This is a genomic window from Pedobacter flavus, from assembly GCF_036324285.1.
In the GTDB taxonomy this organism is placed as follows: Bacteria; Bacteroidota; Bacteroidia; order Sphingobacteriales; family Sphingobacteriaceae; genus Pedobacter; species Pedobacter flavus.
This window is the reverse complement of sequence record NZ_JAZDQU010000002.1, coordinates 754,406-776,204: the sequence shown is the minus strand read 5'-3', so window position 1 is coordinate 776,204 and position 21,799 is coordinate 754,406. Positions and strand designations below refer to the sequence as shown.

Here is a 21,799-nt window from a genome sequence, read left to right as displayed (position 1 = left end):
ATGTTTGCTGAAATAATAACCATTGGAGATGAGATTTTAATCGGACAAGTTGTAGATACCAATTCTGCATGGATGGGAGAAAAGTTAAATGCTGTTGGTATTAAAGTCGTACAAATAACTTCTATTTCTGATAAATCTGAAGCAATAAAAACAGCATTATCTACAGCCCTAACTAGAGCGGATATAGTGTTAATTACGGGTGGATTAGGCCCAACTAGAGATGATGTTACTAAATCATCCCTAGCTAGTTATTTCAACATGAAAATGCGTGTAGATGGGGAAACTTTGAGAAACGTTGAAAATTTCTTCACCAAACTAAATCGCCCACTTTTGGAGGTTAATAAATTGCAAGCCGAAGTACCAGAAGGTTGCGAAGTATTGTTAAACGAATATGGTACAGCCCCTTGCATGTGGTTTGAGGTAGATGGTAAAGTTGTAGTTTCTATGCCAGGGGTTCCTTTTGAGATGAAATATTTGATGGAAGATAAAGTGATTCCGAAGTTGAAGGAAAAATTTTCGATGCCTTTTATTTATCACAAAACAATTTTAACGGCAAACATTGGTGAGTCTTTCTTAGCAGAATTATTAATTTCAGTTGAAGATAATTTACCTGAACATATTTCATTGGCATATTTGCCAAAACTGGGGCAAGTTAGGCTTCGATTAAGTGGGGTTGGAGCAAATTACGATAATTTAAAAAATGAAGTTGATTCCATCGCAAAGCAAATCATAGGTATTGCAAATGATTATGTTTTAGCGGAGGTAGATACCACTTTAGATGCAGTGGTATTAACTGAATTAATTTCTAGAAATAAAACTTTATCAACGGCAGAGAGTTGTACAGGAGGGAATATTGGTCATATGTTAACTTTAAATGCTGGTGGTTCTGCAGCCTATGTGGGTGGAGCAATTACATACAATAACCAAATTAAACACCAAGTATTGGGTGTAAATAAAGAAATTTTAGAAAATTTTGGGGCGGTAAGTGAAGAAACGGTAAAAGAAATGGCATTGGGGACTTTAAATACGTTTCAATCTGATTATGCAATAGCTACAACCGGAATAGCTGGTCCGGCAACTGATAACGATGAAAAACCAGTAGGTACGGTATGGATTGGTTTTGCTTCAAAACAAGGTGTAAAAACAAAACTTTTCAATTTTAGTGGTAAAAGGGAGCAGATAATAGATAGAGCTACTTCGGCAGCATTAACATTTTTATTGTATCATTTAAAAAAGGAAGATAAATAACGGAGAAAAACCACTATTTTTGCAAAAAAATATTATTAATAAGAATATATGGCGCAGTACGAATTGTTATTACCTAAAATGGGAGAAAGTGTTGCCGAAGCAACTGTAATCAAATGGGTTAAACAACCTGGTGATATGATTGCTTTAGATGATACTATTTTGGAAATAGCTACAGATAAGGTTGATTCTGAAGTTCCTTCTCCTGTAGCTGGTAAATTAGTAAAGACACTTTTTAATGTAGATGATGTTGTTCAGGTAGGAACGGTTATAGCAATTATTGAAACTGAAGGTGGAAATGCAGAATCTTCTAACCAAGTTGAAGCTACACCAGTTAAAGAAGCTCCTGTTGCTGCTCCAGTTCAAAATCAAAACTCACAAAATTCTACTGAAGTAACTGCTGATAATTCTTCAACTAAGTTTTATTCGCCTTTAGTGAAAAGTATTGCAGCGCAAGAAAATATTCCTTTATCTGAATTAGACCAATTAGTGGGTTCAGGTTCTGAAGGTAGATTAACAAAGGACGATTTATTGGCTTATTTAAAAAATAGAGGTCAGCAATCTGCTCCGTCTGCAACACCAGCTCCAGTTAGCGCTGCTCCAGCAAAAGAAGTTTCTAAACCAGTAATTTCTGTAAGTGGTGGCGATGAAATTGTGGAGATGGATAGAATGCGCAAGATTATTGCTGATCATATGGTGATGAGTAAGCAAACTTCGCCGCATGTTACTTCATTTGTTGAAGCTGATGTTACAAATATTGTTCAATGGAGAGATAAAATAAAAAATTCGTTTGAGAAGAGAGAAAACGAAAAGATAACTTTCACGCCAATATTTATTGAAGCTGTTGCTAAGGCTATCAAAGATTTCCCAATGATTAATATTTCTGTTAGTGGAAATCAAATTATTAAGAAAAAAGACATCAATATAGGGATGGCTGCTGCATTACCTTCTGGGAATTTAATCGTTCCGGTAATTAAAAATGCAGACCAGTTAAATTTATTCGGCATTACTAAATCTGTTAATGATTTAGCAAATCGTGCAAGAGGTGGTAAATTAAAACCTGATGAAACTCAAGGTGGAACATTTACAATTACCAATGTGGGTTCTTTTGGTAATGTTATGGGAACGCCTATTATTAATCAGCCACAAGTAGCCATTTTAGCAGTGGGTGCCATTAAAAAGAAACCAGCTGTTTTAGAAACTGCACATGGTGATGTAATTGCAATTAGACATATGATGTTCTTATCTTTATCTTATGATCACCGTGTTGTTGATGGTTCGTTAGGTGGAATGTTCGTAAGAAGAGTAGCCGATTATTTAGAGAACTTCGATGTAAAAAGAGAGTTGTAATAACTTTTATAAATAATAAAAAGCCCTGAATAAATTTAATTGTTCAGGGCTTTTTTGTTAAATAATGTGTACAGTAAAAATTAAATTATATCTAAATCTGTATTAGATTTTGAAGCCGTAGCTTGATAGCTTATTTTTCCTGTGCTAACCAGAAAAATGTCTTTGTTTTCTAAAATAGATTTGTTTTTTATTAATTCTGAAAGCTTAATTGTGCCGATAATATATTTGTAATCATTACTAAAATATTTTTCACTAATTAAATCGACTTTCAATTTTTCTATTGTGTATTCGTGCTGGTATCTTAAATATACTTCGAGTGATATATTATTGGTTTGTAGAATGTTAGCGTTTTGATGATGCTTTTTATATTCATATTTATAGTTATATCTTAACGCAGCTATATCACTTAAAACCGCCGCTCCAGTTGGATGGCCACCAGCACCTTTTCCAAAGAAAAATTGTTGATCTGCAAAGGCAGCCTGTACGGTTACACCATTATATTCATTTTCAACATTAAATAAAAAGTCGTCTGGCTTTACAAATTTCGGCATAACAAAAGTGATGATTTGTCGCTGACTTACTTTCTTTGCAGTAGGCACTAACTTAATTTTAAAGCCTTTTTCTTTTGCGAATTTTATGTCCTGTTTGGATATATTTTGTATGCCGATGTTAAATATTTTATCGGGATTTAAAAATAATCCATAAGCATGCGCTGTACCAATAGCTAGTTTAAATTTAGCATCATAACCACCAACATCTAAGCTTGGGTCTGTTTCTGCAAAACCTAGTTCTTGTGCTCGTTTTAAAGCTTCATTATAGCCTAATCCTTCATTGTAGAGTTTAGATAAAATATAGTTTGAAGACCCATTGAAAATCCCACTCAATGCATGTAATAGCTCATTGTCGTAATATTCTTCTAAGTTTCTAATGATAGGAATACTTCCGCATACGGCTCCTTCGTACAAAAGTGAGGTTCCATATTTTTGTTGTAATTCTACCAATTCTTCTAGATGGTGAGCAATCATCTTTTTGTTTGCACTTACTACATTTTTACCTGTTGATAAGGCCTTTTTAACAATATGATAAGCAACATCAGCATCGTCTATTAATTCTACAATGGTGTTTATTGAAGGATTATCTAATAATTCGTTATGATCTGTTGTGAATAAATTGTCTGGTAAAGTTCTGGGTTTTGAGGGGTCCTTTATGGCTATTTTCGTAAACTCTAGGTTTAAATCTTGTCCTTTAATTATATCGTATAATCCTTGACCCACTACTCCGAATCCGAAAAGGCCAATTTTTAATTTATTGTTCATTTATGCTGTTTTTATTAAGGGTATTATTTTTTTATTAATACTATCTTTTAGGAAATTTCCTATAATCTGAGTAAGTTGGTCTGTTTCAATTAAGAATCCATCGTGTCCATAATCGGATTTCAAGGTCTTAAAATTGGCGCCAGGGATATTTTCTGCTATCAATTTCTGTTCTTCAATAGGGAAGAGCACATCGTTTTCAATTCCAATAGTTAATGTATTGGCTTTAACCTGTTGTAATGCGTTTTTTAATGATTTCCTATCTCGAGCTACATTATGACTGTCCATTGCCTTGGTTAAATACCAATAACTGTATGCGTTAAATCGCTTGCATAACTTTTCACCTTGATAATTCTGATAACTTGCTGCTCTAAAGTTTTCTGTTTTCAAATGATCGCTCTCCAATTGAGTTAATGCATACGCTTCATAAGTTCGATAGGACAGAAGCGCAATACTTCTTGCTGTTTTTAAGCCTTTTAATCCGCCAGTTTGCGTATTGGCATAAAATGTTCTATCGGTAGATATTGCTAAACGTTGACTTTCATTAAATGCTATTCCCCAAGGCGAATGAAATGCGTTGGTGGCAATAAGAACCAAGTTTTCAATCTTATTAGGAGACATGATACTCCATTCTAATGCTTGCTGACCGCCTAATGATCCTCCAATTAATACTTTTATGTTTTTAACTCCAAGATGGTCAGCCAAAATTTTATGCGCCTCTACCATATCCCTAATTGTAATAGTTGGAAAACTTAAATAATAGGGGTTATTGGTAATTGTATGCGTGCTTAATGGTCCGGTTGTTCCATAACAAGAGCCGAGTATGTTTGCACAAACAATGAAATGGTCTTTGGGATTAAATAAATCATTCTCGCCAAAAAGTCCTTTCCACCAATCAAGTACCGTTGAATTTGCCGTTAGTGCATGGCAAACCCAAATAACATTATTTTGTTCGGCATTAAGTGTACCGTACGTTTCATAAGCAATTTCTAAAGCTTTTATTCGTTTGCCACTTTCAAGCTTAAAAGTTTTTTTGTGTTTATAGGTTAAAGTCGACATACCCTTTTTAACTTATTTTGTAGAGACCTTTATGGCATTAAATGCTTGTTCAAAGTCGTTTATAATATCATCAATATGCTCAATACCCACCGAAACTCTTAATTGGTTGGGTTTTACACCAGCTAATAATTGTTCCACATCACTTAATTGTTGGTGAGTAGTTACAGAAGGTTGGATAATCAATGTTTTGGCATCTCCAACATTGGCTAAATGAGAAACTAATTTTAAATGATCTATTAAGGCCGATGCTTCTTCCTTAGAACCTTTTATTTCGAAAGACAAAACGGCTCCGAAACCATTTTTTAAATACTTCTTGCCTAATTCATGATATTTATTGCTGGTTAGTCCGGGGTAATTTACTTCCTTAACCAAATCGTTATTTTCTAGCCATTTAGCTAATTGTAAAGTGTTTTCTACATGTTTTTGAACCCGTAGTGATAAAGTTTCTAATCCTTGTAGAAGTAAAAACGAGTTAAAAGGCGAAATGGCGGGGCCAATATCTCTTAGCCCTTCAACCCTTGCTCTTAGGATAAACTGGATATTACCAAAATCACTTCCAATACCAAAAACATCATTAAAAATTAATCCATGGTATCCTTCAGAAGGTTCAGAAAACTGAGGAAATTTACCATTACCCCAATTGTAATTTCCACCATCAATAATAACTCCTCCAATACTTGTTCCATGACCACCAATCCACTTTGTGGCCGATTCTACCACTATATTGGCGTCATTTTCTAAAGGTTTAAACAAATAGCCACCTGCACCAAAAGTATTATCTACGATTAAAGGTAAATCGTGTTTTTTAGCAATGGCTGATATTTTTTCGAAATCTGGAATACTGAAAGAAGGATTACCAATAGTTTCAATATATATGGCTTTAGTTTGATTATCGATTGCATTTTCAATGTTAACGGGTTCATCTATATTAACAAATTTGGTAGTTATACCTAACCGTTTAAAACTCACTTTAAACTGATTATAAGTTCCGCCATAAACATGTGAAGATGAAATGAAATTATCGCCAGCTTGTAGAATATTGGTAAGTGCGATGAATTGGGCGGCTTGACCAGAAGCAACTGCTAATGCAGCCACACCACCTTCTAATGCGGCAATTCTTTTTTCAAAAACATCGGTAGTGGGATTCATAATTCGGGTATATATATTCCCAAATTCCTTTAAGGCAAATAAATTTGCTCCATGCGATGCATTTTTAAAAGTGTATGATGAGGTTTGGTAGATGGGTACTGCTCTAGAACCAGTTGTTGGATCTACTTCTTGACCAGCGTGAATTTGTAAAGTTTCAAATTTATAAGATTGTGACATGATGATATTAATTAATAATGAAGATTAAATATAATTTTGGCGTACCCTGTTCTAGGGCCTCCCAGATTTTTGATCGCAATAAAAAAGGAAGAATTTTAGATAATTATATGCTGTAGCAGCACATATAAAATTGACAAAATGTGAAATTGCCAAAGAAAATTTTGTGTTCGAATGTGTGCTTAATTGCTGGGCACTTAAATAAGTAATTAATCATTTTAGTTAAGTTTATATACACCTCAATCACCATGATTGAAGTTCAGGAATTGGCACCTTCTCCTTTGGGGGAGGGTTGTCAGTGGGTTATAGAGCCTGTCTCTCGCCACTTCTTTATAAATCAACTTTATGTTGACTTTTTATTTGTTTCCAAATAATATTTCAAAGATAGGTTAAAAAAATATAATTAAGCAAATTTTATTTTGTTTAATTTTAATTAAATTGATGTAATTTTAAATATTAAACAGGTAAATATTTGGTTTTCTGTAGTTTAAATTTTTTATAAAATTTGGATGCAACTTATTATCAAACATTTCGTCTATTAAGTTAAGCGTATGAAAACATTAATAATAATAGCCGCCTTTATTTTGATAACGCTTTCTGGTAATGCGTATTCACGAACAAATATTTCTATTTGTACACTTTCGTCAGTTACTTTAATGAGTTTTCAAAAAATACAGCAAGAAGAAACCGTTAAAACAGATAGTATAAAATTTAAGAAAAACAACAAAAAGAAACCAAAGGGAAAATTACAGAAGGATCAACTACTTGATGATTTCCCTGCAGTAAAATTATTTGTTAATGGTTTTGAAAAAATTGTAAAAGGAATCGCTAATATTTTTTAGTTAGATTTTATCTAATGCATCGCTAAAATCCTGAATTAAATCTTCAATATTTTCTAAACCAACAGATACTCTTAATAAATTTTTTGGAGTTAAACTATTCGGTCCTTCAACAGAATATCTATGCTCAATTAAACTTTCTACGCCACCTAAACTTGTAGCTTGAGCAAATAATTTTAAGTTGTTGGCAATAAATGAAGCAGCCTTTTCACCATCTTTAATCGTTACAGAAAGCATACCACCACCAGATTTCATCATCCTTGATGCTACTTCATAGTTAGGATGAGATTTTAAGCCCGGGTATAATACGGATTCTATTTTTGGATGATTTTCTAAATATTCAGCCAATAATTGAGCATTTTGAGCATGACCTAACATTCTATAATGTAATGTTTTAATACTTCTTAAAAGTAGAAAACAATCGAAAGGACTAGGAACTGCGCCACCTATTTCTTGAATGTTTTTAATTTTTGACCAAAATTCGTCCTTTTTAGCAGTTATTAAAGCTCCGCCTAAAACGTCGCTATGTCCACCTATAAACTTTGTGCTAGAATGCAAAACAATATCTACCCCATACTTAATTGGATTTTGAAGGCAGGGTGAGGCAAAAGTACTATCGCAAACAAAAATTAGCTTATTTGCTTTACTGAAATTCCCCAACCACTCTAAATCATAAACTTTTATTAAAGGATTTGAAGGTGATTCTGCCCAAATCATTTTAGTATTTGGTTGTAAATAATTTTTTAATTCTTCTTTATTATTTAAATCAACAAAACTGAATTCTAAAATATTATTAAAAATAGTAAGTAATTGCTTTTTTAAACCCCAATACATGTCGTCAGGTGCAATTATATGGCTATTAGGCTCTAGTGCCTGGAAAATAGTCATTCCGGCAGCATTACCAGAAGAAAAAGCCGCACAGTCTTCTCCACCTTCCAATGAACATAAAGTGTGTTCTAATTGCTTTCTATTCGGATTACTCACCCTTGTATACATGTGTCCACCTGGATAACCACCATTTTCATCTCTAAAAAATGTTGTACTTAAATGTAAGGATGGTGAAACATCGCCTGTAGACGATTTTTCTATTGAAGCTCCATGTATTGCAAGTGTTTCCTTTTTCATAAAATTTTAGTGTGTACAAAGCTAATTTTATATTTGTTTAATTAGAACATTTTCAAGCGTTAAATGTTAATTTCATAAAATATAATTTTAAAACCTTTACAGATGAAAATCAGATCAATTTCTTATGCATGCATAGCATTTTTTTTGCTTTTACAAGCTTGTTCATCCACCATGAATTCTACAGCAACAGTAAATAAAAGAGCTAATATACTTGGTACGTGGCAATTGGCAAATATTGGTTATGAAGGAATAAATGAAGTAACTGTTAAAAGCTTATTTAAGGAGCAAAATCCGAAATGTTTTATTGGTAGTACATGGTATTTGCCTAATAACGGCAGTGGTTATTATCTTATAAATGAAGGTCAAAATTGTGCATCCATCAAACAAAATATATATTGGTCTGCATCACCCGCAGAAGATACTTTTCAATTTAAAAAAATAGAAGCAGGAGAAAAACCAAAATTGGTTGAAGACGGATTTAGACTAATATTGAGTTCTGTAACCAAGGAAAGTATGGTATTGAGATCTCCTGTAGAAACCAGTGCAGGTAATGCTTACATTGTATTGAATTTTGTTAAATCCGAAAAATAAGACAAAGGATTTACATTAAGATTGCCTGTGAACTATTTTCACAGGCTTTTTTATTGTATTTTTGTTTTAAAAATTAATCAGCCGTGCAGAATTTAGATGTATTAATAAACGATAGTAAACTTGACCCTAACTTAAGAGCAATTGCATTAAAAGTTCAGGCTAATGAAAGAATAAGTTTTGATGAGGGAGTTTACCTTTACCAACATGGACCATTAGCTTATTTGGGTGTTTTGGCAAATTATATTCGCGAAATGAAGCATGGCGATAACACCTATTTTAATAGAAATTTTCACATTGAACCTACCAATGTTTGTGTTTATGACTGTAAATTTTGTGCGTACAGCAGATTAATTAAAAATAGGGAAGATGGTTGGGAGATGGAAGTGGAGGATATGCTAGATATCGTAAAAAAATACGATAATGAAGCAGTTACCGAAGTTCATATAACAGGTGGTGTTGTTCCAAAGCAAAATCTTGAATTTTATGCTGATTTTTTCAGGAAAACTAAAGCGCATAGACCTGATTTACATATTAAAGCATTAACACCGGTTGAGTATTATTATATTTTTAAAAAGGCTAAATTAAGTCATTACGAAGGAATGAAATTCCTCAAAGAAGCAGGCTTAGATAGTATGCCTGGTGGGGGCGCAGAAATTTTTCATCCTGAGGTGAGAGAAAAAATTGCGAATGATAAATGTAATGCAGAGCAATGGTTAGATATTCATGAGCAGGCACATTTATTAGGAATGCGCTCTAATGCGACCATGCTATACGGTCATATCGAAGAATTCTGGCATAGAGTAGATCATATGGAAAGATTACGTCAGCTTCAAGATAGAACCAAAGGATTTCAAGCGTTTATACCGTTAAAATTCAGAAATAAAAACAGTCAGATGGAACATGTTCCTGAAGTATCTGTTATTGAAGATCTACGAAATTATGCGATTGCCAGAATTTATATGGACAATTTTGATCATATAAAAGCATATTGGGCCATGATTAGTAGAGAAACTGCGCAATTGTCTTTAAACTTTGGGGTAGATGATATTGATGGAACATTAGATGATACCACAAAAATTTACTCTATGGCTGGTGCAGAAGAACAAACGCCCGCAATGAGTACTCAGGAATTGGTAGAATTAATAAGAAATGTAAAAAGAAAACCAATTGAAAGAGATACTTTATATAATGTAATAAAGGATTATACGGATGAAGTTTTTGACGATAAAAAGCCTCAATTTTATAAATTGCCTGTTATTAATTAATAGAAATGCAACATACAGAAGCTTCCAGCTTAAATAAAAAGACCATTTATATCATTCGTCACGGACAAACCAATTTAAATTTACAAGGTATTGTTCAGGGGCGAGGAATGGATACAGATTTAAATGAATTTGGAATAAAGCAGGGGGAAGCATTTTATGAAGCCTATAAAGATATTCCTTTCGATAAGATTTATATTTCTACCTTAAAACGCACCTTCCAAACCGTTAAAAAATTTATTGATCTGGGCATTCCTTATGAGAAATTAATAGGTTTAGACGAATTGGGTTGGGGAATTTGGGAAGGACAACCTAGTTCACCTAGATCTAGAGCTGCATTTTCAGATTTAGCCAATGAATGGGAAGCTGGGAATTATAATGCAAAAACTGAAAATGGTGAATCGCCAAATGAGGTTTTAGATAGACAAAAAATTGCTTTACAACATATTTTAAATGCAGAAAATGAGAATACAGTGCTTATTTGTATGCACGGTAGGGCCATGCGTTTATTGTTATGTTATTTATTAAAAAAGCCACTATGTGAAATGAAGGACTTTCCACATAGTAATACATCACTGTATATATTAGATTATGAAGGTGGAGATTTTAATATTAAAACCTTTAATAATTTAAAACATCTCGATCATTTAAATGGATAAAATAAAAGTTTCTGCCGTTTCATACACCAATTCAATTCCCTTTGTATTGGGAATTAAATCCTCAAAAGTAGTATTAGAACAAATAGATCTTAGTTTAGATATTCCTTCAGATTGTGCTACTAAATTAGCTGAAGGTAAGGTAGATATAGGATTGGTTCCAGTAGCAATTATCCCTCAAATTTCTAATGCAGAAATTATTGGTGATTATTGTATTGGATCTGATGGCGCAGTAGATTCTGTATTTATATTTAGTCATGTTCCAATAGAAGAAATTAAAACCCTTTGCTTGGATAATCATTCTAGAACATCAAATAATTTAGCCAAAGTACTCTTAAAAAACTATTGGAAATTACAACCCAACTTTATTAAAGATGGAGAAGGTGAATGGGATGCAAGGGTATTAATTGGCGACAGAACATTTGGCAAAAAAGGCGATTACGCCTATGTTTATGATTTAGGAGAATATTGGAAAAAATTTACCGGACTTCCATTCGTATATGCGGCCTGGGTATCTACAAAGAAGTTAAATCCTGAATTTATTTTTCAATTTAATGAAGCATTAAAATTTGGATTAAGTAAAAGGAAAGAGGTTATTGATCAAATTCCTGTTAGATCTGATTTTGATTATGATGATTATTTGATGAATAAATTGGATTTTGATCTAAATGCAGAAAAGAGAAAAGCATTAAATTTATTCTTAGAATATATCTCGAAACTCGACCAATAAAATCAACATTTCTTAAATTTTCAACAAACTACAAAAACAGGTATTTTGCGCTTATCTTTATAGATTGGAATATTAAGTTTTGGCAAAAGATAAACAAAAAGAAACACCGTTAATGCAGCAATACAATGCTATTAAAGCAAAGTATCCTGGCGCATTATTATTATTTAGAGTAGGCGATTTTTACGAAACCTTTGGCGAAGATGCTATAAAGGCTTCTCAAATTTTGGGTATCGTACTTACAAAACGAGCCAATGGCTCATCTAATTCAGAATTGGCAGGTTTTCCGCACCATTCTTTAGATAATTATTTATCGAAATTAGTGAGAGCTGGGCAACGGGTAGCAATTTGCGACCAATTAGAAGATCCAAAACTTACTAAAACAATAGTAAAAAGAGGAGTAACAGAATTAGTTACACCTGGGGTTGCCTATGGCGATAATATCCTCGATCAAAAGAATAATAATTTTTTAGCGTCTATATATTTTGATAAATCGCAAATTGGAATTGCGCTAATTGATATTTCTACTGGTGAATTTTTAGTTGCACAAGGAAATAAAGAATACATTGATAAACTCCTTCAAGGATTTAAACCATCTGAAATAATTTTCCAAAAGAGTAAAAGAAGGGAGTTTCTTGAAGAATTTGGCGATCGCTTTTATACCTTTCATTTAGAAGATTGGATATTTACAACCGATTATTCTAATGAATTATTAACCAAACATTTTGAGGTGAATTCCATGAAAGGTTTTGGGGTAGAGAAATTAAGTGCAGGATTAGTAGCTGCAGGGGTAATTCTTCATTATCTAGGAGAAACCGAGCATCGGAATTTAGGTCATATCACTTCTATTTCAAGGATAGAAGAAGAAAATTATATGTGGTTAGATAGATTTACTAGCCGCAATTTAGAGTTGTTAAATTCTAATAATGATAATGCTTCTACCTTATTTCAAGTTTTAGATCAAACTTGTACCCCAATGGGTGCTCGTTTATTACAAAAATGGATTATAATGCCATTAAAAGATCTAAAACCCATTCAAGAACGATTAGGTGTTGTTGAGTTTTTAGTAGATCAACCTGATTTATTTGCAGAAATTAAGTCCGAAATTAAACCTATTGGTGATTTAGAGCGATTAATTTCTAAGGTGGGTCTATTTAAAGTTGGCCCCAGAGAGTTGGTTCAATTGCGTAAATCTTTAGAACATATCCAAAAACTAAAAGATATATGTTCAAATGCAGATAGTCCATATTTAAAACGAATTGCAGATCAACTTAATCCTTGTGTTAAGATAAGGGAAAGGTTAACCGAATATTTGCAATTAGATCCTCCAGCTTTACTAATCAAAGGAAATGTAATTGCAGATGGGGTAGATGAGGATTTAGATAAATTAAGGAAGATTGCATTTGGCGGCAAGGATTATTTGGTAGAGTTGCAAAAAAGAGAAGCTGAAGCAACAGGAATTCCATCCTTAAAAATTGCTTTTAATAATGTTTTTGGGTATTATTTAGAGGTTACACATACCCATAAAGATAAAGTTCCAGAAGGTTGGATTAGAAAACAAACCTTGGTAAATGCCGAACGTTATATTACACCAGAACTTAAGGAATACGAAGATCAAATTTTAGGTGCTGAAGAAAAAATCCAGCAAATAGAGGTTAGGTTATATAACGATTTGGTGCACGAAACAGCAAGTTATATTAAGCCAATTCAGTTAAATGCATTTTTAATTGCGCAATTAGATGTCCTTACTTGTTTTGCATTTAATGCATTAGAAAATCATTATTCGAAGCCTGAAATTAATGAGTCTAAAGAGTTAGAAATAAGAGGAGGAAGGCATCCAGTAATAGAAAAAAAGTTACCAGCTGGCGAAGAATATATTACTAACGATGTAGAACTGGATAATGAAAAACAACAAATTATAATCATTACCGGGCCTAATATGTCGGGTAAGTCGGCCATACTTCGTCAAACCGCAATTATTGTATTAATGGCACAAATGGGAAGTTTTGTTCCTGCCAAGGTGGCTCGTATTGGCTTGATAGACAAGATTTTTACCAGAGTTGGTGCTTCTGATAATCTTTCTTCTGGTGAGAGTACGTTCATGGTGGAGATGAATGAAACGGCAAGTATTTTAAATAATATATCTGATAGAAGTTTAATTTTATTAGATGAAATTGGTAGAGGAACCAGCACTTACGATGGTATTTCTATTGCTTGGGCAATTGCAGAGTATTTACATCAACACCCAACTGCAAAGCCTAAAACTTTATTTGCTACCCATTATCATGAATTAAATGAGTTAAGCAATACACATTCGAGGATTAAAAATTTTAATGTTTCTGTAAAGGAATTGGGAAATAAGATAATTTTCTTGCGTAAATTAGTTCCCGGTGGTAGTGAACATAGTTTTGGTATACACGTGGCAAAAATGGCAGGTATGCCGCCAAAATTAATTGCTAGAGCCAATGAAATTTTAAAGAAATTAGAAATTGATAGAACTGAAGGTCAAAGTATAAAAGATAGTATTAAGAAGGTTCAAAATCAAGCTTATCAATTACATATGTTTTCAGTTGAGGATCCAACCTTAGTGAAAATTAGAGATATGTTAAATAATATTGATGTAACTATTCTTACACCTGTAGAAGCTTTATTAAAGTTAGACGAGATTCAAAGAATTATAAAGAATTAATGTATGCTTAATAAATCTTATTTTTTAAAATTTTCTTTAATATGCCTTGTGTTTTTAGCTTCATGTGGCGTTAGAAAACCCAATACGTATAAAGATGCTTATGCCGCAAAAATTGCAATGGCAATGGCTAATTTAAAAAATAAGAGTTTGTATAATTTTATAACAAACTGGACAGGTACGCCATATAAATTGGGTGGTTTTGATAAAAAAGGAATAGATTGTTCTGGATTTGCATTACAGTTACAAAAGCAAATTTATAATAAGCAATTACCTCGCAGATCGGTTGATCAATCTAATGTTATTAAATCCAAAAATTTGGATAAACTAAAAGAAGGAGATTTAATATTTTTTTCTTTTGGAGGTAAGGAAATAGACCATGTAGGAGTATTTTTAAATGGTAATTATTTTGTTCATGCTTCTACTACTAGAGGTGTTATTGTAGATGATTTAAGCTTGCCAATCTATCAAAAGTCGTTAATTAAAGCAGGCTCTATAAACTAAAATCATTACCTTTATTTTATGAATAGGGCATATAAAATTCTTATTGGACTTCTTTTAATTAGTTATTGTAGTTCTGCTCAAATTAAGCCACTAAATATTGATCAACTTAATCAACGCTTAGATTCAGGGAAGGATACAACTTACGTTATAAATTTTTGGGCTACATGGTGTTCTCCGTGTATAGCAGAGTTGCCTTATTTTGAAAAAATCAACGAAAAATATAAAAATGATAAAGTAAAAGTGGTTTTAGTAAGTTTAGATTTTAAATCTAAAATTAATACCACCGTTAAAAGTTTTATCAAAAAAAATAAACTTAAATCAGAATTGTTCTATTTAAATGAAAGCAATCAGCAGGTTTTTATAGATCAAATTAGTAAGGAGTGGTCTGGTGCAATTCCAGCAACACTATTTGTGAAAACGGATGCTAAAAAGAGAGCCTTTTATGAAAAGGAGTTTAATTTTGAAGAGCTGGAATCTACTTTAATATCATTTAAGAATTAACAAATTATATCGTATTAATTATGAGAGTTTTTGTTTTATTATTATTCATGATCGTCAATTTTAGCGTAAATGCTCAAACTACAGGGTATAAAGTTGGCGACATAGCGTCCGATTTTGATTTAAAAAATATTGACGGAAAGCAGGTTAGTTTAAAAAATTACACCAATGCTAAAGGCTTTATAGTGATTTTTACCTGTAATACTTGTCCATATTCTATTGCTTATGAAGATAGAATTATTGCGTTACATAATAAATATTCAGCATTGGGTTTTCCGGTAATAGCGATCAATCCAAATGATCCTAATCATCCAGGAGAAAGTTATGTAAACATGCAAGAAAGGGCTAAATCAAAGAAATTCCCATTTGCTTATTTAATGGATCCAGATCATATTTTCACCAAAAAATATGGTGCAAATCGTACGCCTCATACTTTTATTTTGAGTAAAGGAACCAACGGAAATGTGGTAGAATATATTGGTGCTATAGATAGTGATACTGATAATGCGAAGGGTGGAGGCGATAAGTTTGTAGAATTGGCATTAAACAGTTTACTGCAAAATAAAAAGCCTGAAACAACCTTTACAAAAGCTATTGGTTGTACTATTAAATGGAAAAAAACAACTTAATTTATATAAAGATGTCAGAAGAAAAAGATAGATTTTGGACTCAGTATAAAAAATTTGCTTCTACAGAGGTACTTATGTACTTAACTATGATATTAGGAATAGGAATTGGTATTCTTATCTTAATTTAAAATTGGATAAGGCGAAGCATAATTTAAATTAATAAAATCTAAAAATAACCGGGATTATTTCCTGAAGGAAAACAAACTAATGAAGTTAAACTTAAAGCGTCCACTAGCTTTCTTCGATTTAGAAGCAACTGGATTAAATATTGGTGTAGATAGGATTGTGGAAATTGCTATTCTTAAAGCTATGCCCGATGGTTCTACCGAAACCTATACACAAAGAATTAATCCTGAGATGCCTATCCCATTAGAGAGTTCTTTAATTCATGGAATTTATGACGCTGACGTCCAAGATAAACCTAATTTTAAGTCGGTTGCGCCTGTTATTATAGATTTTATAGGGGATGCTGACTTAGCGGGTTATAATTCAAATAAATTTGATATTCCATTTTTAGTTGAAGAGTTTTTGAGAGTGGGGATAGATTTTGATATGAATGGTAGGTTCTTTATTGATGTTCAAAATATTTTTCATCAAATGGAACAAAGAACATTAAAAGCTGCTTATAAATTTTATTGCGATGCGGATCTAATTAATGCGCATTCAGCAGAAGCGGATATTGTAGCCACTTATGAAGTTTTATTAGCTCAATTAGAACGTTATAAGGATACTGAGTTTATTAGTAAGAACGGCGAAGTTTCTAAACCTGTTGTAAATGATGTAAGCGAATTGCATACGTTTACTAATATTAATAATCCAGTAGATTTTGCTGGTAGAATGGTTTACAATGAAAATAATGAGCCATGCTTTAATTTTGGTAAGCATAAGGGAAGAAGAGTTATAGATGTTTTTAGTTCTGAACCAAGCTATTATGCTTGGATGAAACAAGGCGATTTTCCTTTATATACAAAAAAGAAATTGGATGAATTATGGAATGAGTTTAATGAGAATAAAGGAAATTCTAAACCAGAACCAGTACAAAAAAATACTACTGCTAAGGTTTATTCTAAACCACATAAATTCCAAAGAAATCCTAAAAATGAAAAAGTTGTTCCCGTAACCAATGATATGTTGGATCAATTAAAAATGAAATTTGGCAAATAGAAAGTCAATAGATATAGTTAAAAATGCAGCAAATAATTGTTGCACTTTTTTTATTCTTTCAAAAAATTAATATTTCTTTTAAAACCTTCAAACTTTGTTCTTTTTATAGGCGAATCTTTAAAGACTTTTCTAAAAACTTCTTCCGTAATTTCAGTAAGTTCATCCTTACTAAAATCTAATAAACCTTCCTTTGGAGAAAAATCTGGTTCATTATGAACTTTAGAGAACCTATTCCATGGACAAACATCTTGACAAATATCACAACCAAATGCCCAGTTCTGCATTTTTCCTTTAAATTCTTCCGGTATATTATTTTTTAATTCGATGGTTAAATAGGAGATGCATTTACTACCATCTACAATATATGGATTGGTAATAGCTTGAGTAGGGCAGGCGTCGATACAGCGCGTACAAGTACCACAAAAATCTTGGTTAAATACATTATCATAATCTAACTCAAGATCTATTATTAATTCTGCCAAAAAAAAGAAGGAGCCTTTTTTGCTTAAGAGGTTAGAATTTTTCCCTATCCAACCTAAACCACTTCTTTTAGCCCAAGCTTTGTCCATAACAGGAGCAGAATCTACAAATGCTCTTCCTGCAACCTCTCCAATTTCTGTTTCAATAAAATGAAGTAAAGCTTTAAGTTTATCCTTAATTACAAAATGATAATCTTTCCCATAAGCATATTTTGATATTTTGGGTGCTAAGGGATCATTTTGTTGGTCGTCTGTATAATAATTTAAACTCAGTGAAATAATAGATTTTGCCCCATCTACTAATAATCTTGGGTCTAATCGTTTATCGAAATACCCTTCCATATATTTCATTTCTCCGTGGGCATTGTTTTTCAACCAAGATTCTAATCGGGGAGCTTCTTCTTCTAAAAATGTAGCTTTAGCAATTCCACAGTCGAGGAAACCAAGCCTGAGGGCTTCATTTTTAATAAGTTGACTATATTTTATTTTGTTTTGAAGCATTCAATACAAAGATAGTGTTTAGCTGTTATAAAACTTTTGGAACAATTAGCTGTTAAATAATAAACAATTAAAATTATGGAATCGCAGAAAAATAAAATGAAAGATTTATCACCTCAACCCGTTGAGCATGATTACAATAAACATAAAAATAATCCGGGCCCATCTCCAGAAGCGGTTGAAGAAAAAAATGAAAATGGTGGTGGTTTAGCCTTAAAATGGGTTATACCTATTACTATTTTTATTTTATTAGCAATTTGGTTTTTATTCTTTAGAACCGAAATTTAGACTTAAAACAATTGACCTGTTTTTCCAGGGTACAATCTATTTAAATGTTTATAAGCTGCTTCGGTAACTTCTCTACCTCTCGCTGTTCTCATTAAATAACCTTCCTGGATAAGAAAAGGTTCGTAAACTTCTTCAATTGTACCATCGTCTTCACCAACAGCAGTAGCGATAGTTTTTAATCCGACCGGACCACCTTTAAATTTGTCTATTATTGCAGCTAATATTTTATTATCCATCTCATCTAATCCATGTTCATCCACATTTAGTGCAGTTAAAGCAAATCTTGCAATTTCTGTATCAATAGAACCATTCCCCTTTATTTGAGCAAAATCTCTGGTTCTTCTTAATAATGCATTGGCAATTCTAGGAGTACCTCTACTTCTTCTTGCAATTTCATAAGCACCTTCGTCTGTAATTTTAGTATTTAAAATTTCTGAAGATCTTAATACTATGGATGTAAGTAGTTTAGAGTCGTAATAAGCTAATCTGGAGTTAATGCCAAATCTAGCTCTTAAAGGTGAGGTTAATAAGCCTGAGCGTGTAGTGGCTCCAATTAATGTAAACGGATTTAAGCCAATTTGCACTGATCGTGCATTCGGACCACTCTCTAATAAAATGTCTATTTTAAAATCTTCCATCGCGGAATATAAATATTCCTCAACAAGTGGACTTAACCTATGAATTTCATCAATAAATAAGATATCCCCTTCATCTAAATTAGTTAGAAGTCCGGCAAGATCCCCAGGTTTATCTAAAACTGGACCAGAAGTAACTTTTATATTAACGCCCATTTCGTTTGCGATAATATTAGATAAAGTAGTTTTTCCTAATCCAGGGGGGCCATGTAATAAGACATGATCTAAGGCTTCACCTCTTAATTTAGCTGCTTTAACAAAAATTTTTAAATTTTCCATCACCTGATCCTGACCGGTAAAATCTTCAAATGCCTGCGGACGCAAAGCTTTTTCAAATTCTCTTTCGGGATTTGTTAATCTTTCAGATGATGGATCTAAATTTTCATTCATGTATCAAATATAGCTATTGATATGGCTATTTATTTAAATTTTTCGGCAACAGGTGCATCTTTTAATCCATTGGCATAATTATAAAATCCTTCGCCAGATTTAACACCTTTTTTACCAGCAGTAACCATATTAATTAACAATGGAGAAGGGGCGTATTTCGGATTTCCTAAACCAGTGTGTAAAACATTCATGATTGCTAAACAAACGTCTAAGCCAATAAAATCTGCCAATTGTAAGGGGCCCATTGGATGAGCCATTCCTAATTTCATAACGGTATCTATTTCTTCAACTCCAGCAACACCTTCATTTAAGGTAATGATGGCTTCGTTAATCATAGGCATTAAAATTCTATTCGCTACAAAACCTGGATAATCGTTCACTTCTACAGGAATTTTACCCAAATCTTTGCTCAATTTCATGATTAGCTGAGTGGTTTCATCGCTCGTTGCATAACCTCTAATCACTTCAACTAATTTCATTACAGGTACTGGATTCATAAAATGCATACCTATAACTTTATCGCTACGCTTAGTTGCTGCCGCAATTTGAGTAATAGAAATAGAAGATGTATTGGTCGCTAGAATGGTGTGAGCTGGAGAATTTTCGCATAATTGTTGGAAAATTTTAACCTTTAGGTCCATATTTTCAGTTGCTGCTTCAACAACTAAATCAGCATTTTTAACACCAGAAACTAAATCTGTTAATGGAGAAATTCTTTTTAATGTATCTGAAGCTTGTTCTTTAGAAAGTGTTTCTTTTTTTACTTGTCTTTCTAAATTTTTCTCAATGGTTTCTACACCTTTTTTAAGCGCAACTTCATTTAAATCAATTAAGTTAACTAAAAATCCTGCTTGGGCAAAAACGTGTGCTATACCATTGCCCATAGTCCCAGAGCCTATAACTGCTATTTGTTTCATTAAGTATCTTATTTAGAACAAAGCTAATAAAAAGTACAAACTTTAGCGTTTTAAAATAACAAACGAAATCGTTTTGAAACGATATTTTGACAAGATGAAAAATGAATTTTAGGAAATCAACTCTCAAAAAAAAATGGGCTGTAGGGCCCATTTATTATCTTAATATTTTGATGAAATTTTATCTAATACAATAAAATTCTATTTAAGTGCATTTATTTCCATTTGATTGGAATGCTTAACTGAAACGGCTTTTTGAAACTGGAATAAAAGTTTGGATATACCTTTATTTTTATCAGTTCTTAGACTCTTTAAAGCTTATGGTGCTAATCTTTCTAAAACCCAGGTTTTTCCTTTTAATGAATAGGATAGACGGTCGTGCAGTCTGCCCGGTCTTCCTTGCCAAAATTCAATACGATCTGGTATTAAAATAAAACCTCCCCAATGTGCTGGTTTGTTTAATGTTTCGCCTTCATGTTCTTTTTTATAAGTACTAAATTTCTCTTCAAGAAAAGCACGACTTGGAATTGGTTGACTTTGTGGCGAAATGATAGAACCGATTTGACTATCTAATGGTCTCGAATTAAAATAAGCTTCAGAAGTTTCTTTGTCTAATTTTTCTATTTTACCTTCAATTCTAACTTGACGTTCTAAATTAGCCCATAGAAAAACTAAACTTCCAAATGGATTTTTCTTGATTTCTTTTCCTTTTCTACTTAAATAGTTGGTAAAAAAAGTAAAACCATTTGGCTCAATTCCTTTTAATAAAACAATTCTGGCAGAAGGTCTACCATTCTTTTCAGTCGTCGCCAATGTCATTACATTGGGTTCAAAAACTTCGGCATTAACTGCATCGTTAAACCACTTACTGAATTGTTCAATTGGATTGTTTAACACATCTGCCTCATTTAATTCAGACATGTTATAATCTTGTCTTAAATTAGCTATTGGATCATTTTTAACCTTCATTAAGCAAAAGTATATTTAGTTTTTAATAATTTTATAAAAAAAAATGAATGTTGACAGAAATAAAACCTGATAAGGGTAAAATATTAATTTCAGAACCATTTTTAGCGGATCCGAATTTTTCTAGAGCTGTAATTTTATTAGCTGAGAAAAGTAATGAGGGTAGTTTGGGATTTGTATTGAATAATAAAAGTTCATTAATCCTTTCGGATGTTATTCAAAACAATAAAATAGTGGAAATTCCAATTTTTATAGGTGGTCCGGTTGAAATTGATAATTTGTTTTTCATTCATAAATCACCTTTTAAGGAATTAGGAAAGGAGATAATTGTAGATGATCTATGTTGGGGCGATAATTTTGATATTTTAATCAACTTATTAGAAAACAATAAAATAAATACCGAAGATTTTAGATTGTTTCTGGGTTATTCTGGATGGGGAAAACAGCAGCTGGAGACTGAAGTTGAACAAAATTCTTGGCTAGTTTCAGATAAATTTAATAGTCAAAGTTTGTTGTTGTTGGAAGGAAATGAGTTATGGAAACAAATGTTATCCAACTTAGGAGAGAAATATGCCCATATAAGGAATTTCCCGATTAGTCCGAATTTAAATTAAAGCTCCTTAATTAGATAAAGAGCTTTAATTTAATAATAGAAAAA

The 21,799-nt window shown here is 32.4% G+C and carries 22 protein-coding genes and 1 riboswitch; of the genes, 14 read left to right on the top strand and 8 right to left on the bottom strand.

The features are described 5' to 3' along the window. Both VRU49_RS09575 and VRU49_RS09570 read left to right on the top strand, forming a co-directional pair. Positions 1 to 1,248, top strand: a complete 1,248-nt coding sequence (locus tag VRU49_RS09575; protein WP_330146559.1) for a competence/damage-inducible protein A — start codon at positions 1 to 3, stop codon at positions 1,246 to 1,248. 48 nt (positions 1,249 to 1,296) lie between these two features. Beyond that, positions 1,297 to 2,595 (top strand): dihydrolipoamide acetyltransferase family protein, encoded by a 1,299-nt coding sequence (locus VRU49_RS09570; protein ID WP_330146558.1) that lies wholly within the window; start codon positions 1,297 to 1,299, stop codon positions 2,593 to 2,595. A gap of 80 nt (positions 2,596 to 2,675) precedes the next feature. Here VRU49_RS09570 and VRU49_RS09565 read toward each other — a convergent pair whose 3' ends face one another. Genes VRU49_RS09565 through VRU49_RS09555 form a run of 3 tightly spaced genes read right to left on the bottom strand, consistent with a single transcriptional unit; the run spans position 2,676 to position 6,293 of the window. Continuing rightward, positions 2,676 to 3,911, bottom strand: a complete 1,236-nt coding sequence (locus VRU49_RS09565) for a homoserine dehydrogenase (protein WP_330146557.1) — start codon at positions 3,909 to 3,911, stop codon at positions 2,676 to 2,678. Then, a complete protein-coding gene (metX, locus tag VRU49_RS09560) occupies positions 3,912 to 4,967 on the bottom strand; it encodes a homoserine O-acetyltransferase MetX (RefSeq protein ID WP_330146556.1) in 1,056 nt (351 codons plus the stop codon). It abuts the gene before it with no gap. A 12-nt stretch (positions 4,968 to 4,979) separates the two neighbouring features. Beyond that, the gene (locus VRU49_RS09555; protein ID WP_330146555.1) at positions 4,980 to 6,293 is read right to left on the bottom strand and encodes an O-acetylhomoserine aminocarboxypropyltransferase/cysteine synthase family protein; all 1,314 of its coding nucleotides are present in this window, start codon (positions 6,291 to 6,293) and stop codon (positions 4,980 to 4,982) included. A 222-nt stretch (positions 6,294 to 6,515) separates the two neighbouring features. Continuing rightward, positions 6,516 to 6,629, bottom strand: a riboswitch (SAM riboswitch). Between the two features lie 212 nt (positions 6,630 to 6,841). On the opposite strand from VRU49_RS09555, the gene VRU49_RS09550 reads away from it, so the two are divergent. Beyond that, a complete protein-coding gene (locus tag VRU49_RS09550; RefSeq protein WP_330146554.1) occupies positions 6,842 to 7,132 on the top strand; it encodes a hypothetical protein in 291 nt (96 codons plus the stop codon). On the opposite strand, the gene VRU49_RS09545 is transcribed toward VRU49_RS09550, so the two are convergent. Continuing rightward, on the bottom strand, positions 7,133 to 8,254 hold the full coding sequence (locus VRU49_RS09545; RefSeq protein WP_330146553.1) for a trans-sulfuration enzyme family protein: 1,122 nt from the start codon (positions 8,252 to 8,254) through the stop codon (positions 7,133 to 7,135). Between the two features lie 102 nt (positions 8,255 to 8,356). Here VRU49_RS09545 and VRU49_RS09540 point away from each other — a divergent pair, with 102 nt between their 5' ends. From VRU49_RS09540 to VRU49_RS09500, 9 genes are all read left to right on the top strand, one after another. Then, on the top strand, positions 8,357 to 8,845 hold the full coding sequence (locus VRU49_RS09540) for a hypothetical protein (protein ID WP_330146552.1): 489 nt from the start codon (positions 8,357 to 8,359) through the stop codon (positions 8,843 to 8,845). An 83-nt stretch (positions 8,846 to 8,928) separates the two neighbouring features. Beyond that, positions 8,929 to 10,110 carry an aminofutalosine synthase MqnE gene (gene mqnE / locus VRU49_RS09535; RefSeq protein ID WP_330146551.1) on the top strand — a complete coding sequence of 394 codons (1,182 nt, stop codon included), beginning with the start codon at positions 8,929 to 8,931 and terminating at the stop codon, positions 10,108 to 10,110. A 5-nt stretch (positions 10,111 to 10,115) separates the two neighbouring features. Continuing rightward, positions 10,116 to 10,766 carry a histidine phosphatase family protein gene (locus VRU49_RS09530; RefSeq protein ID WP_330146550.1) on the top strand — a complete coding sequence of 217 codons (651 nt, stop codon included), beginning with the start codon at positions 10,116 to 10,118 and terminating at the stop codon, positions 10,764 to 10,766. After that, positions 10,759 to 11,493, top strand: coding sequence for a menaquinone biosynthetic enzyme MqnA/MqnD family protein (locus VRU49_RS09525; protein ID WP_330146549.1), 735 nt, complete (start codon positions 10,759 to 10,761; stop codon positions 11,491 to 11,493). The genes VRU49_RS09530 and VRU49_RS09525 overlap by 8 nt, the downstream gene beginning before the upstream one ends. Positions 11,494 to 11,572: 79 nt before the next feature. Further along, positions 11,573 to 14,179 (top strand): DNA mismatch repair protein MutS, encoded by a 2,607-nt coding sequence (gene mutS, locus VRU49_RS09520; protein ID WP_330146548.1) that lies wholly within the window; start codon positions 11,573 to 11,575, stop codon positions 14,177 to 14,179. Positions 14,180 to 14,182: 3 nt separating this feature from the next. Next, positions 14,183 to 14,680: a C40 family peptidase gene (locus VRU49_RS09515; RefSeq protein WP_330146547.1), complete on the top strand. Its 498-nt coding sequence runs from the start codon at positions 14,183 to 14,185 to the stop codon at positions 14,678 to 14,680. An 18-nt stretch (positions 14,681 to 14,698) separates the two neighbouring features. Then, the gene (locus tag VRU49_RS09510; RefSeq protein WP_330146546.1) at positions 14,699 to 15,181 is read left to right on the top strand and encodes a TlpA disulfide reductase family protein; all 483 of its coding nucleotides are present in this window, start codon (positions 14,699 to 14,701) and stop codon (positions 15,179 to 15,181) included. Between the two features lie 20 nt (positions 15,182 to 15,201). Further along, positions 15,202 to 15,807, top strand: a complete 606-nt coding sequence (locus tag VRU49_RS09505; protein ID WP_330146545.1) for a thioredoxin family protein — start codon at positions 15,202 to 15,204, stop codon at positions 15,805 to 15,807. A 207-nt stretch (positions 15,808 to 16,014) separates the two neighbouring features. Beyond that, positions 16,015 to 16,971: an exonuclease domain-containing protein gene (locus VRU49_RS09500; RefSeq protein ID WP_330146544.1), complete on the top strand. Its 957-nt coding sequence runs from the start codon at positions 16,015 to 16,017 to the stop codon at positions 16,969 to 16,971. 50 nt (positions 16,972 to 17,021) lie between these two features. On the opposite strand, the gene queG is transcribed toward VRU49_RS09500, so the two are convergent. Next, positions 17,022 to 17,951 carry a tRNA epoxyqueuosine(34) reductase QueG gene (gene queG, locus VRU49_RS09495; RefSeq protein ID WP_330146543.1) on the bottom strand — a complete coding sequence of 310 codons (930 nt, stop codon included), beginning with the start codon at positions 17,949 to 17,951 and terminating at the stop codon, positions 17,022 to 17,024. A gap of 75 nt (positions 17,952 to 18,026) precedes the next feature. Here queG and VRU49_RS09490 point away from each other — a divergent pair, with 75 nt between their 5' ends. Next, positions 18,027 to 18,236, top strand: a complete 210-nt coding sequence (locus tag VRU49_RS09490) for a hypothetical protein (RefSeq protein ID WP_330146542.1) — start codon at positions 18,027 to 18,029, stop codon at positions 18,234 to 18,236. Positions 18,237 to 18,238: 2 nt separating this feature from the next. Here VRU49_RS09490 and ruvB read toward each other — a convergent pair whose 3' ends face one another. From ruvB to pdxH, 3 genes are all read right to left on the bottom strand, one after another. Further along, positions 18,239 to 19,261: a Holliday junction branch migration DNA helicase RuvB gene (gene ruvB / locus VRU49_RS09485; RefSeq protein WP_330146541.1), complete on the bottom strand. Its 1,023-nt coding sequence runs from the start codon at positions 19,259 to 19,261 to the stop codon at positions 18,239 to 18,241. 29 nt (positions 19,262 to 19,290) lie between these two features. After that, complete coding sequence (locus VRU49_RS09480; RefSeq protein ID WP_330146540.1) at positions 19,291 to 20,178, bottom strand: 3-hydroxyacyl-CoA dehydrogenase family protein; 888 nt, start codon at positions 20,176 to 20,178, stop codon at positions 19,291 to 19,293. Between the two features lie 315 nt (positions 20,179 to 20,493). Then, positions 20,494 to 21,144: a pyridoxamine 5'-phosphate oxidase gene (gene pdxH, locus VRU49_RS09475; RefSeq protein ID WP_330146539.1), complete on the bottom strand. Its 651-nt coding sequence runs from the start codon at positions 21,142 to 21,144 to the stop codon at positions 20,494 to 20,496. Between the two features lie 47 nt (positions 21,145 to 21,191). On the opposite strand from pdxH, the gene VRU49_RS09470 reads away from it, so the two are divergent. Beyond that, positions 21,192 to 21,755, top strand: coding sequence for a YqgE/AlgH family protein (locus VRU49_RS09470; RefSeq protein ID WP_330146538.1), 564 nt, complete (start codon positions 21,192 to 21,194; stop codon positions 21,753 to 21,755). Positions 21,756 to 21,799 lie beyond the last annotated feature (44 nt).